Origin of the sequence: Roseococcus sp. SYP-B2431, from assembly GCF_004336745.1 — a bacterium.
Lineage (GTDB): Bacteria > Pseudomonadota > Alphaproteobacteria > Acetobacterales > Acetobacteraceae > Roseococcus.
Genome location: NZ_SJXD01000011.1, coordinates 149,215 through 164,485 on the forward strand (window position 1 = coordinate 149,215; position 15,271 = coordinate 164,485).

The following is a 15,271-nucleotide window of genomic DNA, read 5'->3' on the forward strand; positions in this document are numbered from 1 at the left end:
AGAAGGCACGCGCTTGGGAATTCGTCCGGTTGGCGACGGCCGCCAGGCTGTCATGATGGCGGCCGCCTCACGGAAGGATTTCCGCCGCATGTCGCCAAGCCAGCCTCTCCCGGGCCGCTCCCGCAACGCTCCCGCCATCCGCGCGCCGCGCGGGCTCGAGATCACCTGCCGCCAATGGACCACCGAGGCGGCAATGCGGATGCTGATGAACAACCTCGACGACGAGGTGGCGGAAAAGCCGGGCGAGCTCGTGGTCTATGGCGGCATCGGCCGCGCCGCGCGCGACTGGGACAGCTACGAGCGAATCGTGGCCTCGCTGAAAAAGCTGGAGGGCGATCAGACTCTGCTGGTGCAGTCGGGCAAGCCGGTGGGAGTCTTCCGCACACATGGGAACGCGCCGCGCGTGCTCATCGCCAACTCCAACCTCGTGCCCGCCTGGGCGCACTGGCAGCACTTCAACGAGCTCGATCGCAGGGGGCTCATGATGTACGGCCAGATGACGGCGGGTTCCTGGATCTACATCGGCAGCCAGGGAATCGTGCAGGGCACCTACGAGACCTTCGTCGAGGCCGGGCGCCAGCACTTCGGCGGCTCGCTGGCGGGGCGCTGGATTCTGACGGGCGGGCTCGGCGGCATGGGGGGCGCGCAGCCGCTGGCCGGCGTCTTCGCGGGCGCCTGCGTTCTCGCGGTCGAGTGCCAGCCCAGCAGCATCGAGAAGCGGCTGGAGACGCGCTACCTGGATCACCGCGCCGACGATCTCGACGCCGCGCTGGAGATGATCCGCAAGGCCACGGCCGAGAAGAAGGCCATCAGCGTCGGCCTGCTGGGCAATGCCGCCGAGGTGTTTCCCGAGCTGGTGCGCCGCGGCGTCGTGCCCGACATCGTGACCGACCAGACCAGCGCGCATGATCCGGGCAACGGCTACCTCCCCGCGGGCTGGACGCTCGGCGAATGGGCGGCCAGGCGCGAGAGCGACCCGGCCGCCGTCTCGGCCGCGGCCAAGCGCAGCATGGTGCAGCACGTGCAGGCCATGCTCGACTTCCAGAAGATGGGCTCGGCCGTGCTCGACTACGGCAACAACATCCGCCAGATGGCGAAGGACGAGGGGCTGCGAAACGCCTTCGACTTTCCGGGCTTCGTGCCGGCCTACATCCGCCCGCTCTTCTGCCGCGGCGTCGGGCCCTTCCGCTGGGCCGCGCTCTCCGGCAACCCCGAGGATATCGCCAGGACCGACGCGAAGGTGCGCGAGCTCATGCCGCACGACACCCATCTGCACCGCTGGCTCGACATGGCGCGCGAACGCATCGCCTTCCAGGGCCTGCCGGCGCGGATCTGCTGGGTGGGCCTGGGCGACCGCGACCGGATCGGCCTCGCCTTCAACGAGATGGTGGCGCGCGGCGAGATCGGCCCCGTCGTCATCGGGCGCGACCACCTGGATTCCGGTTCCGTCGCCTCGCCCAACCGCGAGACGGAGGCCATGCGGGACGGCTCCGACGCCGTCTCCGACTGGCCGCTGCTGAACGCGCTGCTCAACACGGCGAGCGGCGCGACCTGGGTCTCGCTGCATCATGGCGGCGGCGTGGGCATGGGCTACAGCCAGCACGCCGGCATGGTGATCGTGGCCGACGGCACGCCGGAGGCGGCCGGGCGGCTGGCGCGGGTGCTCTGGAACGACCCGGCGACGGGCGTCATGCGCCACGCCGACGCGGGCTACGACATCGCGCTCGACTGCGCGCGGGAGAAGGGGCTGGAGCTGCCCGGCATCCTGCGCTGATCGCGAGGGGGCGGCGCCCTTCGCGGACTACCGCGCCGGTGGCCGGGACAGTCCGAGCGTCCGCGCCACCTCGCCCAACGCCTCGTACTCAGCCCGCATCGCGCGGCCCATCTCGTCCCCGAAGAGCGGCGCGAGCGTGGCGCCCTGCGCGTCCATCGCCTCGCGGAAGCGCGGCGTGCGCATCGCGGCGCCGAAGGCCTCGTTGAGCCTGGCCATGCGGTCAGCCGGAATGCCGACGGGCGCGATCATGCCCCACCAGATGGTCACCGCCATGTCGCCGAGGCCGAGGCTGTCCAGGCCCGCGCCGTCGGGCGCGGCCGGATGGCCCTCGCGCGTTGTCAGCAGCAGGCAGCGCGCGCTGTTCGCGCGGATGGCCGGCATCGCGCCGACGATGGAGCCGCCATAGAAGGTGATGTGCCCGCCGAGGAAGGCCGGCAGCGTCTGGCCCGCGCCCTGGAAGGGCACCGTCGTCATCTGGAGGTCGAGGCGCCGGAGGATGCGCTCGACGCCGAGATGCATCACGCCGCCGAGCCCCTCATTGCCCCAGGTATAGGTGTTCGGGTTCTCGCGGATCTTCGCGATCATCTCGGGCAGGCTGCGGGCCGGGAAGTCCGGCTTGGCGCAGAGCGCGAAGGGCGAGTAGCCCACGGTGAAGACCGGCGCCATCTGGTCGATCGTGTAGCGCGCGCCGAGCGTGTGCGGCGCCGCGGTGATCGGCGTGTTCCAGATGAAGCCCAGCGTGTGGCCGTCGGGCCGGGAGTCGATCACATGCTGCACCCCGATCGTTCCGCTGGCGCCGGGGCGGTTCTCCACGATGATCGGCTGGCCGAGCGAGCTGCCGACGATCTCCTGCAGCACGCGGGCGAAGATGTCCGTCCCGCCGCCGGGGTTGATCGGCACGACGATGCGGATCGGGCGGTCCGGGAAGGACTGTGCCGCGGCGGGGCGCGGCTGGAACGGCACCAGGGAGAGCAGGGCAATTCCCAGGGCGGCGAATCTGCGAGGCATGGGTTCCTCCTTATAAGGATATATCCGGCACAGATTGCGCTCTGGTCCGGCTTTCCGGAAGTGAAGCAGGGTTTGCGATCTCTGTCTGCGGCGCCATACTTGCCCATCGAACATGCAGAGGCCGCCATGAAACTGATCGATCTGTCCCGTGAAATTCATCATAAGGGCCAGCGCCTCGTGAATCACCCGACCATCGAGGTCTATCCCTTCAGCACGCATGACGAGAAGCGGGTGGCCGACGGCTACGAGTTCTCCTCCGCGACCATGGTCCTGCACATGGGCGACCATGGCGGCACCCATGTCGACGCGCCGGTCCATTTCGACGAGACGCCGGGCGCGATGACGGTGGACCAGATGCCGCTGGAGACCTTCTTCACCGAGGCCGTCTGCCTCGACCTCACCCATGTGGCCGACAAGACCGACATCACGATCGCCCATCTGGAGGCGGCGGAGAAGGCGGCCGGCATCACCATCCAGCCGAAGGACACGGTGCTGCTCTATACGGGCTTCTACAAGCGCGCGACCGGCACGGAGGGCTACATCACCGACTTCCCGGGCTTGACGAAGGAGAGCGCCACCTGGCTCGGGAAGAAGGGCATCACGGCCTTCACCGTGGAATCCGTGAGCCCCGGCCGTCCGGGCCGCAACAACTTCGAGGTGCACCATGTCTGCCGCGACATGGGATTCACGCATTACGAGGGCGTGATCAACCTCGACAAGGTGGTGGGGAAGGGGCGTTTCCGCTTCATCGCCTTCCCGCTGAAGATCCGTGGCGGCACGGGCAGCCCGGTGCGGCCCGTCGCCTGGCTGGAGGAGTAGCCAGGGCCGGAAGCGCCGGCCCGAAGGCCGGCGCTCCTTCCGGGCTTCAGGTTCCGACCGACCGCCGCGGCAGGATGGAGAGATCCTGCGCGGCCATCCATTCGCGGCCGCCCTGCGCGATCCAGAGTGAGGCCGCCAGCGCCGCGAATCCGCGATGCGCGACCAGATCCGCCTCGCCGAAGGTGTTGCGCGCGGCATTGGCGCAGATCAGCACGCCCAGATACTCGCCCTTCCACATCAGCGGCGCGAAGAGCGTGGAGCCGGCGCGGAAGCTCTGCAGGATCTTCACGAAGCTCGCATGCAGCGCCGTGTCGCGCAGGAGCATCGGCTGCTGCCTGTGGGCGACCTCGCCCGGATGGCCGAGATGGATGTCCACCAGCTCGTGATGCTGCTCAGGCGCGAAGTTCACCGGCGCCACGATCATGTGGTGCCGCCCGTCCGCCGTGCGCATGAAGGCGGTGCAGGCGGCGCCGACCTTGGGCGGCGGATCCTCCCGGAAGGCATTGGGGCGCAGCGCCGCGGAAGGATCGCCCAGCAGGGCGGGGATGGCGCGGGTGATGGCGTAGAGCGCCTCCTCGGGCCCATCCGCCGCCGCGCCCTCGGCCGCGATCCGGGCAAAGCCCGCCATGTGTTCGAAGCTCATGCTCAACCCTTGAACCGCAACAGTCTCTCGGGATCCGGCACCACGCCGATCCCCGGTCCGGGCGGCAGGATGGCCTGACCGCCGCGCACCGTCACGGCGCCATTCCTTATAATATCCTCCGCCAGCATGCCATGCGTGACGCTAAGGCCCCATTCGACGTCCGGCAGGAGGGCCGCGAGATGCAGCGCGGCGGCGGCGCCCACCGAGGTCTCCGCGATCTTGCACGCCAGCGTGCCGCGCATGCCGTTCTCGCGCAGCAGCGCATCGGCCGCGAGGGTGGGCAGCAGCCCGCCGAGCTTGATCGACTTCAGGCCGAATCCGGCCGCGAGTCCGCGATGCGCCGGGATGTCGCGCAGCCCGTGCAGCCCCTCGTCGATGCAGATCGGGCAGCCGGGCTGCCGCGCCAGCACGGCGAGGCCGGCGAGGTCGTCGTCGAACAGGGGTTGTTCCAGATAGTCGAGCGTGCCCTCGGGCAGGGCTGCGCGAAAGGCGCTCGCGGCCGTGATGTCCCAGGCCATGTTGGCGTCGCCCGAAAGATGGGCCTCCGGGCCGAGTGCCGCGCGCAGCGCGCGGATGAGCGCCGCATCCTCCCGCGGATCGGCGCGCAGTCCAAGCTTCACCTTGATATGTCGGAAGCCCTCTGCCTGCGCGGCGCGCGCGGCCGCCAGCACCGAGGCGTCGTCGGCCCCGCCGATCATGGCAATGGCGGGCACGGAATCGCGCAGCGGCGCGCCGAGGAAGCGCGAGAGCGGCAGCCCCGCGCGCCGCGCGGCGAGGTCGAGCACGGCCATCTCGGCGGCGGCCTTGGCGCCGGTGTTGCCGCGGATGGCGCGGGCCAGGCGCGGGCCGATCGCGTCCGCATCGGGCAGCGCCTCGCGCAGCAGGGCCGGGCCGAGATAGCGCCCGGCGACCTCGGCCATGCCGGCCAGCACCTCGCCGGTCATGGTCGGCGCGACGCTGGCCTCGCCCCAGCCGGAGCGACCCTCGGCGTCGCGCAGCTCGATCAGCAGGGTTTCGGCGTCGGTGATCGTCTCGCTGGCGAGCAGCAGCGGCTTCTTCAGCGGAATGCGCAATGGCCAGACAGCGACATCAGCGATCCGGAGGGGCCAGGCAAAGCTCATGGCGCAGGGAACCACACTCCCCGCCAATGAAAAACCCGCCGCCAGAACTGGCGACGGGTTCCCAACTCTCCGGCCGCGAATGCGGCCGGCGCGCCCAGGACTACCGGACGGCCTCGCGCGACTGCGGCGGCGCGAAGCCAAGCCGCCGGAGGCGGCGCCCGGCGTCTGAGGGCACCCCAACAAAAAACCCGTCGCCAGAACTGGCGACGGGCTTCCAACTCTCCGGCCGCAAGCGCGGCCGGCGCGCCCAGGACTACCGTTCGGCTTCGCGCCACCGTGGCGGCGCGAAGCCAAGCGCGCGGAGCGCGCGCCCGGCGTCTGAGGGCATCAATCAAACGCTATAATACATCTCGAACTCGACCGGGTGCGGGGTGTGCTCGAAGCGGTACACCTCGCTCCACTTCAGCTCGATGTAGCTCTCGATCTGGTCCTTCGAGAACACGTCGCCGGCCAGCAGAAACTCATGGTCGGCCTCGAGCGCGCCCAGCGCCTCGCGGAGCGAGCCGCACACCGTCGGGATGTCCTTCAGCTCCTCGGGGGGCAGGTCGTAGAGGTCCTTGTCCATCGGGTCGCCCGGATGGATCTTGTTCTTGATGCCGTCCAGGCCGGCCATCAGCATCGCCGCGAAGGCGAGGTACGGATTGGCGGTCGGGTCGGGGAAGCGGACCTCGACGCGCTTGGCCTTCGGGTTCGTCGCATAGGGGATGCGGCAGGAGGCCGAGCGGTTGCGGGCCGAGTAGGCCAGCAGCACGGGGGCCTCGAAGCCCGGGATCAGGCGCTTGTAGGAATTGGTCGAGGCGTTGGTGAAGGCGTTCAGCGCCTTGGCATGCTTGATGATGCCGCCGATGTAGTAGAGCGCCGTCTCCGACAGGTCCGCATAGCCGTTGCCGGCGAAGACGGGCTTGCCCTCGTTCCAGATCGACTGGTGCACGTGCATGCCCGAGCCGTTGTCGCCATAGATCGGCTTCGGCATGAAGGTCGCGGACTTGCCGTAGCTGTGGGCCACGTTGTGGATCACGTACTTGTAGATCTGCATGTGGTCGGCCTGGGTGACCAGCGTGCCGAACTTCGTGCCGAGCTCATGCTGCGACTGCGCCACCTCGTGGTGGTGCTTCTCGCCGACGACGCCCATCTCGATCATGGTGGACAGCATCTCGGCGCGCAGGTCGACCTCGCTGTCGACCGGGTTCACCGGGAAGTAGCCGCCCTTGACGCCCGGGCGGTGGCCCATGTTGCCCTCGGGGTAATCCTTCATCGAGGCGCCGGGGCCTTCGATGCTCTCCAGCGAGAAGTGGCCGAAGTTGCCGCCGGTGCCGAACTTCACGTTGTCGAAGATGAAGAACTCGGCCTCGGGGCCGAAGAAGGCCGTGTCGCCGATGCCGGTGCTCTTCAGGTACTCTTCCGCCTTCTTGGCGGTGGAGCGCGGGTCGCGGTTGTAGCGCTGGCCGGTCGAGGGCTCGTAGATGTCGCAGAACAGGATCAGCTGCGGCTTGGCCGAGAAGGGATCCATGCAGGCCGACGCGGCGTCGGGCATGAGGATCATGTCGGACTCGTTGATGGCCTTCCAGCCGCCGATCGAGGAGCCGTCGAACATGATGCCTTCCTCGAAGGTCTCTTCCTCGACCGTCGAGACGTGCTGGGCCGTGTGCTGCCACTTGCCGCGCGGATCCGTGAACCGGAAGTCCACATACTCAACGCTGTTCTCCTTGATCATTTCCATGACCTTGGAGACGGCTTCGGGGGAATTCATCGCCATGTCTCTGTCCTGTTCACTGCGTCCCTAGGTGATGTCCCGCGCGGAGAGCCCGCGCAGCCGCCCACCGCCAGCCAGGGACGCCCCCAGGGCCAGCGCTGGACGAAACTCGTGGAGGCGTCAGGCCCCCTGGAAGCTCAGACCGCGTCCTCGCCGCGCTCGCCGGTGCGGATGCGGATCACCTCCGAGATGTCGGAGACGAAGATCTTGCCGTCGCCGATCCGGCCGGTCCGCGCGGCGGCCTGGATGGCCTCCACGGCGCGCTCCAGCATGTCGTCGGCGCAGATCACCTCGATCTTGACCTTCGGCAGGAAGTCCACGACGTATTCGGCCCCGCGATACAGCTCGGTATGGCCCTTCTGGCGGCCGAAGCCCTTCGCCTCGAGCACGGTCAGGCCCTGGAGGCCGATCTCGTGCAGCGCGTCCTTCACCTCGTCGAGCTTGAAGGGCTTGATGATGGCCTCGATCTTCTTCATCGCATCCGTCACGTATTGGCGCAGGCGGATGGTCGGCCCGCGGCGTTTCCCCGATGGCCCCGGGCGCGGTGCGCGCCGATGCCCGTCGAGCCGCCCCTGTTTGGCACGCGCCGTGCCATGGGCGCAATCGGCCCGTGACGGCGTTTGTCATGCCTTTCCCGGAAGGTAGCGCCTGAAAGACGGGCACGCTGCCTTCGTTCAAGGCATGTCTCGTTCCGGACCATTGCGCAGCGGGGGGAGGACCCTCATGCTAGATTCCTCGTTTCGCCAGCCATCCAAGGTTCCTGCCGATGAAGCCGATGAATGACCTCCTCTCCGCCACGGGGACGACGATCTTCACCGTCATGTCCGCCCTCGCGGTGCAGCACGGGGCCATCAACCTCGGCCAGGGCTTTCCCGACTATGACGGACCGCCCGACGTGGTGAAGGCCGCGGCCGATGCGCTGATGGACGGCCGCAACCAGTACCCTCCGCTGACCGGCGTGCCGGAGCTGCGCCAGGCCGTGGCGGCCGCCAACAAGCGCTTCTACGGCATCGAGGTTGACCCGGACTCCGAGGTCGTCGTCACCTCCGGCGCCACGGAGGCCATCACCGCCGCGCTGATGGCCGTGCTCAACCCGGGCGACGAATGCGTGCTGATCGAGCCGCTCTACGACACCTATCTACCGGTGGTGAAGCTGCTCGGCGCCGTTCCGAAGCTCGTCCGCCTGAGCCCGCCGAAATGGGAACTGCCGAGGGACGAGCTGGCGGCGGCCTTCTCCTCGAGGACCAAGGCCATCCTCTTCAACACGCCGATGAACCCGACCGGCAAGGTCTTCACCACGGCCGAGCTCGCCTTCATCGCCGACCTCGTGCAGCGGCACGACTGCTACGCGGTCTGCGACGAGGTCTATGAGCACCTGACCTATGACGGCTGGTCGCATATCCCGCTGATGACACTGCCCGGCATGCGCGAGCGTTGCTTCCGCATCGGCAGCGCGGGCAAGACCTTCAACCTGACCGGCTGGAAGGTGGGCTACGTCACCTGCGACCGGGCGCTGGCGCCCAACGTCGCCAAGGCGCACCAGAACCTCACCTTCACGACGGCGCCCAACCTGCAGCGGGCCGTGGCGGTGGGCCTCGCCAAGGACGACGCCTATTTCGCCGGACTCTCCGGCCAGCTGGCCGACCGGCGGGATCTGCTGGCGGAGGGGCTGACGGCGCTCGGCTTCCAGGTGCTGCCGGCCATGGGCAGCTACTTCGTCACGGCCGACATCCGCTCCATCGGTTTCACGGGCGACGACGTGGCCTTCTGCCGCATGCTGACCGAGGAGGCCAAGGTCACGGCCATCCCGGTGACGGCCTTCTATGCCGGCGCGAATCCGCCCAGCCACTATGCGCGCTTCGCCTTCTGCAAGAACGAGAGCGTGCTGCGCGAGGCGCTGGCCCGCATCGGCGCCTGGATGGAGCGGCGGGCCGGCGCCCAGCGCGCGGCAGGGTGATTGCCGGCCCAGGCGGCGCTCGCCGCCCGGGCGCGCGAAAAGCGCCCCATCATCCGCCACCGCCGCTTGCGGCCGTGACCGTGGGTTGACGCATCCCGCACGGGGGGCCTATCCAGCGCGCCGTGCGGCGGTCGTAGCTCAGGTGGTAGAGCGCCAGGTTGTGGTCTTGGATGTCGCGGGTTCGAGTCCCGTCGATCGCCCCATCCGACATATTCATATGCCCTTGGTCCGATTAAGCTTCCGGTAACCAGACCGGGAGACAATCGTCCATGATGCACCGTATCCTTCTCCTCGGCCTGCTCGCGCTGCTCGGCGCGGCGCCGGCCTCCGCCTTCCCGGATCGCCCGATCCGCATGGTCGTGCCCTTCTCGGCCGGCGGCGCCACCGATGTCGGTGCCCGCGTGCTGGCCGAGGCCATGGCGTCCCATCTGCCGCAACCCATCGTGATCGAGAATCGGGTGGGCGGCGCCGGCATCGTCGCCTCGGAGCTGGTAGCCCGCGCGGCAGCCGACGGGCACACGCTGCTCTTCAACAACACCTCCCACGCGGTGCTGCGCCTCGTCGTGCCCAATGCCCCGATCGACGTGACGACGGCGCTGGCGCCCGTCTCGGTGCTCTCCGAGATGCCCATGGTCATGCTGGTGGCGAACAACTTTCCCGCCCGCGACGTCCGCGAGTTCATAGCCCTGGCCCGCGCCAACCCCAACCGCTACGACTACGGGAGCACCGGCGGGGGCGGCACGCTGCAGATGGCCGCGCTGCTCTTCCTGCATGCGGCGCAGCTCCAGCTCAACGAAATCCCCTATCGCGGCGGCGCGCCCGCCACCCTCGACCTCGCGGCCGGGCGCATAGGTCTGGTCTTCGACGTCGCCCTGACCGGGGTTCAGACCGCCCGAAGTGGCCAGGCCCGCGCCTTCGCCGTCACCAGCGCCGGCCGCAGCCCCGCGCTGCCCGACGTGCCGAGCCTGCGCGAGATCGGCCTGGATGCGGAGATGAACGTCTGGCAGGCGGTCTTCACCGCCAGCGCGACACCGGAGCCGGTCAAGCTCGCCCTTCAGCGCGCCATGGCCACGGCGCTCGCGCAGGAGGGCGTGCGTCAGCGCATGCTCGGCCTGGGCGTGGACCGGATCGTCGCCAGCACGCCAGAAGCGGCGGCGGCCTACGTGGCTCGCGAAGTGGCCCGCTGGGAGGAACTGCTGCGCGGCCGCATCGCGCCCGGGGGCTGAGGGAAGCGTCGCACGAGGCCTGGTGCCGGGCGTCCCGCCTTGGACGAACCCGGCGGGCTCTGCCATGCTCGCCGCGGCTCGGAGACGGGATTTGGCTGGCGCAGGACAGGTGAGGAGGCCGGCACGAGGGCTGCGCGGCCATCTGGCGCTGCTCGGCGCCGTTCTGCTGCTGCCGGGCCTCCTGCTCGGCGGCGGCATGACCTACGACCTCGCCGTCCGTCTCCAGCGCAAGGCCGAGGACGACCTCACCACCAGCTCCCGCGCGGCCGCCCTGGCCGTGAACGAGGAGCTGGAGGGCGCGCTGATGGTGCTCACCACGCTCGCCACCTCGCCGCATCTCGATCCCGCCACATGGCGGCTCGAATCCTTTCACTGGCAGGCGCGGGAGGTGGCGGCACAGCTCGAGACCTTCGTCATCCTGGTCACCATCGAGGATCTCGGCCAGCAGGCGGTCAACACCGGCCAGCCCCTCGGCGGCCCGCTGCCCAGCGTGCCCAACGGGGCGGCCTCGGTGATCGCCGCCCGCACCGGCCGTCCCACCTTCGTGCCGCCGGTCTATATGCCGGAGATCGACCGCGCGCTGGCCATCGTCGCCGTGCCGGTGATCCGCGGCGGCCAGGTCCGGGGCGCGCTGGCCATGCCGCTCGCCACCAGCCGCATCGAGCAGCCGCTGCGCCCGCTGCCGGACGCGCTGGGCTCGACCGCCTTCATCCTGGGGCCGGCCAGCCGGCTGGTCGCGCGCCAGCCCGATCCGGAGCGGACCATCACCCGCTCGGCCCCTGCCTGGATCTCGGAGGCGATCGGCGACCGGCGGCGCGGCATCCTGCGGGGGGAGGGGCTCGACGGGCTGCCCTCGGTCATGGCCTTCAAGCGGCTGCCGATCAACGACTGGGTCGTCGTCGTCAGCGTCGGCGAGGCGGAGGAGCGGGCGACCTGGCAGCCGGTCGTGCTCTGGCGCCTGGGCCTGGTGGCGGCGCTGCTGCTGCTGGCCGTGGCCGCGATGCTGCTGCTGATCCGGCGGCTGATGCGGCCGCTCGAGAACCTCGTGGACGGCACGACCGTGCAGCCGCCCGGGACCGCGCGCGTGGCCGAGTTCGAGGCGCTCGCCGCGGCCGTCGTCGCCGCCCAGAACGCCCCCCGCCGCGAGGCCGAGGCCGCCCGCCGCGCGGCCGAGGAGAACCTGCTGCTCACGCGGGAGGCCGAGGACGAGCGTCGGCTGCTGAAATCCGTGGTGCAGTCGGTGCCCGAGGCCATTTTCGTGAAGGACACGGAGCTGCGCTACGTGCTGGTCAACCGGGCCGCCGCCGGCGCCTTCGGCCGCAGCGAGGACGAGGTGATCGGCCGCACCGACGCGGAGCTCACCCACCCGGACGTGGCCCGCGAGATGACCCTGACCGACCGCGCCATGATGAACAGTGGCATCACCCAGGAATACGAGAACCGCGTCGTCCTGCCCGGCCACGGGCACGAGGCGCGCACCTACCTCACCGTGAAGGGGCCCTGGCGGGATTCGTCGGGCCGCATCGCGGGGCTGGTCAGCGTGGCGCGCGACGTCACGCTGCGCCGCGCCACCGAGGAGCGCCTGCGCACGGCCGAGGAGGCCATGCGGCGCATCGCCCGTGCCGACAGCCTCACCGCCATGGGCGTGGGCGTCGCGCACGAGCTCAACCAGCCGCTCACCGCTGTCGCCAACTTCCTCCGCGCGGGAGCCCGGTGGCTGCAGGACGATTCGCCGGATCCGGCGCGCATCGGCGCCGCGCGCGAGGCGATGCAGGAGGCCGCCGCCCAGGCCCAGCGCGCCGGCGAGATCGTCCGCCGGCTGCGCGACTTCATCGGCCGCGGGGAGACCGATCAGAAATATGTCGCGCTCGGCCCGCTCGTGGCCGACGGCGTGGCGCTCATCTGCGCGGCGCGCGGCGAGGAGAGCCTGCCCATCGCGCTCGACATCGCGATCAACGGCTGCATCGTGATGGCGGACGAGGTGCAGCTCCAGCAGGTCTTCGTGAACCTGCTGCGCAACGCGATCGAGGCGACGGAGGGGCTGAAGGATCGCGGCCTCTCCGTTTCGCTCCGGCAGGAGGAGGGGCGGGCGGTGCTGCGCTTCGCCGATGGCGGGCCCGGCCTGCCGCCGGAGGTGAAGGAGCGGCTCTTCGAGCCCTTCGTCTCGACCAAGGAGGGGGGCATGGGCATCGGACTGGCCATCTGCCGTGCGATCGTCGAAGCGCATGCCGGCCGGATCACGGCAATGGCGCGGGAGGGCGGAGGGACGGTGATGCGCATCGACCTGCCGCTCGCCCCAGCGGAGGGCTCGGGCTGATGAACCGCGTGGTGCATGTGGTGGATGACGACACGGCGGTGCGCCGGTCCCTCGCGATGCTGCTGCGCTCCACAGGCCACCAGGTGGAGACCTATGGCAGCGCGGAGGCGCTGCTGCAGACGGCGGAGGCGCCCGGCGGGCTGGCCCAGGGCTGCATCGTGCTCGACGTCCGCATGCCCGGGATGGACGGGCTTCTCCTCATGGAGGTGCTGTCGCGGCGCGGCATCCGGCTGCCGGTGGTGGTCGTGACGGGCCATGGCGACATCCCGCTCGCGGTGCGGGCCATGCGCGCGGGAGCGCTGGACTTCGTCGAGAAGCCCTATGCCGAGGAGCGTATCCTGGAGGCGGTCGGCAGCGCGCTGGCCTCTTCGCGGCAGGTGGATCGCCAGCGGCTGCTCGCGGCGCAGGCCCAGGCCAAGGTCGGCGCGCTCTCGCCCCGCGAGCGCGAGGTGCTGGCGGCGCTGATGGAGGGCAAGGCCAACAAGGTGATCGGCTTCGAGCTCGGCATCAGTCCGCGCACGGTGGAGGTGCATCGCGCGAATCTGATGGAGAAGCTCGGCGTCCGCAGCCTGCCCGAGGCGGTGCGGATCGGCCTTGAGGGCGGCATCGGCGGGGCAGGATAGCTTGCGGCCATCACGGGGGCGGTCCAGCATCCGCGGGATCCGGAGAGGTTTCCGCTGCGCTGGCTGCTGCCGCTCCGGTTCTTTGCTTTGTCGCATTTTCCGGGCATCCGGCGCTTCCGCCGGACTTGAAGATGCTCAGCCGGAGACGCCCGCCGCATGTCCTCGACCCGCCTCGCCGCCGATCGCGGCTTCCGCTACGTGCCAGGGGTCTACCAGTACTCCGCGGGCGTGGCGGCCGAGCCCGGCTTCCGCATCGAGCGCGTGCGCTTCGCAGACCCCGTTCCGATGGCCGCGGGCTTTTCCCGCATTGCCGCGGTGCTGGAGGCCGCAGGACGGCCGAGGACGGCCTTCTGCGCCTGCGAGCTGCGCTCGCCGGCCCCCTTCACCGAGCAGGGCTTTGCCGATTTCAACAAGATCTACGGCGGCGTGCTCACGGAATGGGGCATCTTCCTGGACGGCGACAATCCCGTGGCGCGCAGCAATGTCTGCCCCGAGATCGCCCCGCCGGCCGAGCCCTCCTTCCACGCCTTCAGCTACACGGTGCCGGATGGCGGCGCGGCGCCGAGCTTCGTGGTCGCGGGCAGCGGCGAATCCCAGGAGGGCAAGGCCAATTACCGAGACCACGCCATCGCGCTGGGCGACCTCTCGCCGGCCGGGCTCCTGAGCAAGGGGCAATTCGTGCTCGGCGAGATGGAGCGGCGCATGAAGGCGCTGGGCTTCGGCTGGGCCGACACGACCGGCGTGCAGGTCTATACGGTGCATGACCTGCACCCCTTCCTGGCGAGCGAGATCGTCCGTCGCGGCGCCGCGCGGCACGGCCTCGCCTGGCAGTTCTGCCGGCCGCCGGTGCAGGACCTGGAATACGAAATGGATTGCCGAGGCGTGCCGGTGGAGCGGGTGCTGCCTGCCCGGTGACGCTTTGCGCGCTTGCTGGGCAAAGCTTGCACGGAAAGCCATGTTCCGAGCCGAAGCGCGCTTGACCGGCATCTCCGCCCGGCAAGGATCGGACCTCCACGCAGGAGGTCCAAGCCGTGCCGTCCATCCGCCTCACCCGCCGCGCCGCCGCGGCCGCGATGCTTGCCTCGCCAACCCTCGTCTCGCCCGCCCTGGCGCAGGGTTCGAACGGATCGCGCTGGTCGCCGACGCAGCCGGTCCGCGTCATCATCCCGTTCACGCCGGGCGGCACAATGGACCCGGTGGTGCGCCTCTCGCAGACCTTCCTGCAGCAGGAGCTCGGACAGCCCGTCGTCATCGACTACAAGCCCGGCGGCGCCACGGTGGTCGGCACGCAGGAGGTCATGCGCGCGGCGCCGGACGGCCACACGATGATCATGGTGGCGAACAGCTTCGCCGCGAATATCACGCTGCGGCCCAGCATGCCCTACAACCCGCTGCGCGACTTCGCGCCCATCTCCATGTGCACCGTCGTGCCGCATGTGCTGGTGGTGCATCCCTCCGTGGCGCGGGACTTCGCCGGCTTCCTGGAGGCCGGGCGGCGGCCGGGCGGCGGGCTGGCCTTCGGCTCCTACGGCATCGGCACCTCGAACCACCTGGGCGGCGAGCAGTTCCGCGAGCTGGCGCGGCTCAATGCCACCCACGTCCCCTATAGCGGCGCGGCGCAGGCCAATACCGACCTCATGGGCGGCCGGCTGCAGTTCATGTTCTCCAACCTGCCGGATGTGATCCAGCCGGTGCAGGGGGGCCGGCTCCGCGCCGTCGCCATCTCGGCCGAGGCCCGCACCCGCGAGCTGCCGGACGTGCCGACCATGGCGGAGCTGGGTTTTCCCCTGGTGCTTTCCGACAGCTGGTTCGGGCTGCTGACGCGCGCCGAGGTGCCCGAGGCGGCGCGGGCGCGGCTGGAGGCGGCCTGGACCGCGGCGCTCGCGCGGCCCGAGGTGAAGGGTCGGCTGGAGGAGACGGGTTTCACCGTGCTGGCGCGTCCGGCGGCGCAGTTCGGCGCGGAGATCCGGCGCTACACCGAGACCTATGCGCAGGTGATCCGCGCGAACGACATCCGCGTGGAGTAGCGC

General features: G+C 70.1%; 13 protein-coding genes and 1 tRNA gene. 9 read left to right on the top strand and 5 right to left on the bottom strand.

Annotated features, from left to right (window positions below):
* The first annotated feature begins 88 nt into the window (after window positions 1–88).
* The gene (gene hutU / locus EJV46_RS02095; RefSeq protein WP_131546930.1) at window positions 89–1,774 is read left to right on the top strand and encodes a urocanate hydratase; all 1,686 of its coding nucleotides are present in this window, start codon (window positions 89–91) and stop codon (window positions 1,772–1,774) included.
* Between the two features lie 27 nt (window positions 1,775–1,801).
* Here the strand turns inward: hutU and EJV46_RS02100 are convergent, their stop codons facing one another.
* Window positions 1,802–2,782 carry a tripartite tricarboxylate transporter substrate binding protein gene (locus EJV46_RS02100; protein ID WP_131546931.1) on the bottom strand — a complete coding sequence of 327 codons (981 nt, stop codon included), beginning with the start codon at window positions 2,780–2,782 and terminating at the stop codon, window positions 1,802–1,804.
* A 126-nt stretch (window positions 2,783–2,908) separates the two neighbouring features.
* Between EJV46_RS02100 and EJV46_RS02105 the strand changes: the two genes are divergently transcribed.
* On the top strand, window positions 2,909–3,601 hold the full coding sequence (locus EJV46_RS02105; protein ID WP_131546932.1) for a cyclase family protein: 693 nt from the start codon (window positions 2,909–2,911) through the stop codon (window positions 3,599–3,601).
* 46 nt (window positions 3,602–3,647) lie between these two features.
* Here the strand turns inward: EJV46_RS02105 and EJV46_RS02110 are convergent, their stop codons facing one another.
* From EJV46_RS02110 to EJV46_RS02125, 4 genes are all read right to left on the bottom strand, one after another.
* Window positions 3,648–4,244, bottom strand: a complete 597-nt coding sequence (locus EJV46_RS02110; RefSeq protein WP_131546933.1) for a GAF domain-containing protein — start codon at window positions 4,242–4,244, stop codon at window positions 3,648–3,650.
* Between the two features lie 2 nt (window positions 4,245–4,246).
* Entirely contained in the window at window positions 4,247–5,365 is a 1,119-nt protein-coding gene (locus EJV46_RS02115; RefSeq protein ID WP_131546934.1) for a mandelate racemase/muconate lactonizing enzyme family protein, read from the bottom strand.
* A gap of 331 nt (window positions 5,366–5,696) precedes the next feature.
* Window positions 5,697–7,121, bottom strand: coding sequence for a type I glutamate--ammonia ligase (gene glnA, locus EJV46_RS02120; protein ID WP_131546935.1), 1,425 nt, complete (start codon window positions 7,119–7,121; stop codon window positions 5,697–5,699).
* Between the two features lie 134 nt (window positions 7,122–7,255).
* Entirely contained in the window at window positions 7,256–7,594 is a 339-nt protein-coding gene (locus EJV46_RS02125; RefSeq protein ID WP_131546936.1) for a P-II family nitrogen regulator, read from the bottom strand.
* Between the two features lie 290 nt (window positions 7,595–7,884).
* On the opposite strand from EJV46_RS02125, the gene EJV46_RS02130 reads away from it, so the two are divergent.
* The 7 genes from EJV46_RS02130 (at window position 7,885) to EJV46_RS02160 (ending at window position 15,268) form a co-directional block, all read left to right on the top strand.
* A complete protein-coding gene (locus tag EJV46_RS02130; RefSeq protein WP_131546937.1) occupies window positions 7,885–9,075 on the top strand; it encodes an aminotransferase in 1,191 nt (396 codons plus the stop codon).
* A 127-nt stretch (window positions 9,076–9,202) separates the two neighbouring features.
* Window positions 9,203–9,278 (top strand) — tRNA-His (locus tag EJV46_RS02135).
* Between the two features lie 66 nt (window positions 9,279–9,344).
* Window positions 9,345–10,301 (top strand): tripartite tricarboxylate transporter substrate binding protein, encoded by a 957-nt coding sequence (locus EJV46_RS02140; protein WP_131546938.1) that lies wholly within the window; start codon window positions 9,345–9,347, stop codon window positions 10,299–10,301.
* Window positions 10,302–10,410: 109 nt separating this feature from the next.
* Window positions 10,411–12,618 carry an ATP-binding protein gene (locus EJV46_RS02145; protein ID WP_165585286.1) on the top strand — a complete coding sequence of 736 codons (2,208 nt, stop codon included), beginning with the start codon at window positions 10,411–10,413 and terminating at the stop codon, window positions 12,616–12,618.
* Complete coding sequence (locus tag EJV46_RS02150; protein WP_131546940.1) at window positions 12,618–13,241, top strand: response regulator transcription factor; 624 nt, start codon at window positions 12,618–12,620, stop codon at window positions 13,239–13,241. Before EJV46_RS02145 ends, EJV46_RS02150 begins: the two co-directional genes overlap by 1 nt.
* Window positions 13,242–13,397: 156 nt before the next feature.
* Window positions 13,398–14,156, top strand: a complete 759-nt coding sequence (locus EJV46_RS02155) for a hypothetical protein (protein ID WP_131546941.1) — start codon at window positions 13,398–13,400, stop codon at window positions 14,154–14,156.
* A gap of 116 nt (window positions 14,157–14,272) precedes the next feature.
* On the top strand, window positions 14,273–15,268 hold the full coding sequence (locus EJV46_RS02160; protein ID WP_131546942.1) for a tripartite tricarboxylate transporter substrate binding protein: 996 nt from the start codon (window positions 14,273–14,275) through the stop codon (window positions 15,266–15,268).
* Window positions 15,269–15,271 lie beyond the last annotated feature (3 nt).

What these genes read in the sequence shown, in the direction of transcription:
- hutU (WP_131546930.1), top strand. Translation starts at nt 89, where the DNA reads ATGTCGCCAAGCCAGCCTCTCCCGGGCCGCTCCCGCAACGCTCCCGCC.
- EJV46_RS02100 (WP_131546931.1), bottom strand. Translation starts at nt 2,782, where the DNA reads ATGCCTCGCAGATTCGCCGCCCTGGGAATTGCCCTGCTCTCCCTGGTG.
- EJV46_RS02105 (WP_131546932.1), top strand. Translation starts at nt 2,909, where the DNA reads ATGAAACTGATCGATCTGTCCCGTGAAATTCATCATAAGGGCCAGCGC.
- EJV46_RS02110 (WP_131546933.1), bottom strand. Translation starts at nt 4,244, where the DNA reads ATGAGCTTCGAACACATGGCGGGCTTTGCCCGGATCGCGGCCGAGGGC.
- EJV46_RS02115 (WP_131546934.1), bottom strand. Translation starts at nt 5,365, where the DNA reads ATGAGCTTTGCCTGGCCCCTCCGGATCGCTGATGTCGCTGTCTGGCCA.
- glnA (WP_131546935.1), bottom strand. Translation starts at nt 7,121, where the DNA reads ATGGCGATGAATTCCCCCGAAGCCGTCTCCAAGGTCATGGAAATGATC.
- EJV46_RS02125 (WP_131546936.1), bottom strand. Translation starts at nt 7,594, where the DNA reads ATGAAGAAGATCGAGGCCATCATCAAGCCCTTCAAGCTCGACGAGGTG.
- EJV46_RS02130 (WP_131546937.1), top strand. Translation starts at nt 7,885, where the DNA reads ATGAAGCCGATGAATGACCTCCTCTCCGCCACGGGGACGACGATCTTC.
- EJV46_RS02140 (WP_131546938.1), top strand. Translation starts at nt 9,345, where the DNA reads ATGATGCACCGTATCCTTCTCCTCGGCCTGCTCGCGCTGCTCGGCGCG.
- EJV46_RS02150 (WP_131546940.1), top strand. Translation starts at nt 12,618, where the DNA reads ATGAACCGCGTGGTGCATGTGGTGGATGACGACACGGCGGTGCGCCGG.
- EJV46_RS02155 (WP_131546941.1), top strand. Translation starts at nt 13,398, where the DNA reads ATGTCCTCGACCCGCCTCGCCGCCGATCGCGGCTTCCGCTACGTGCCA.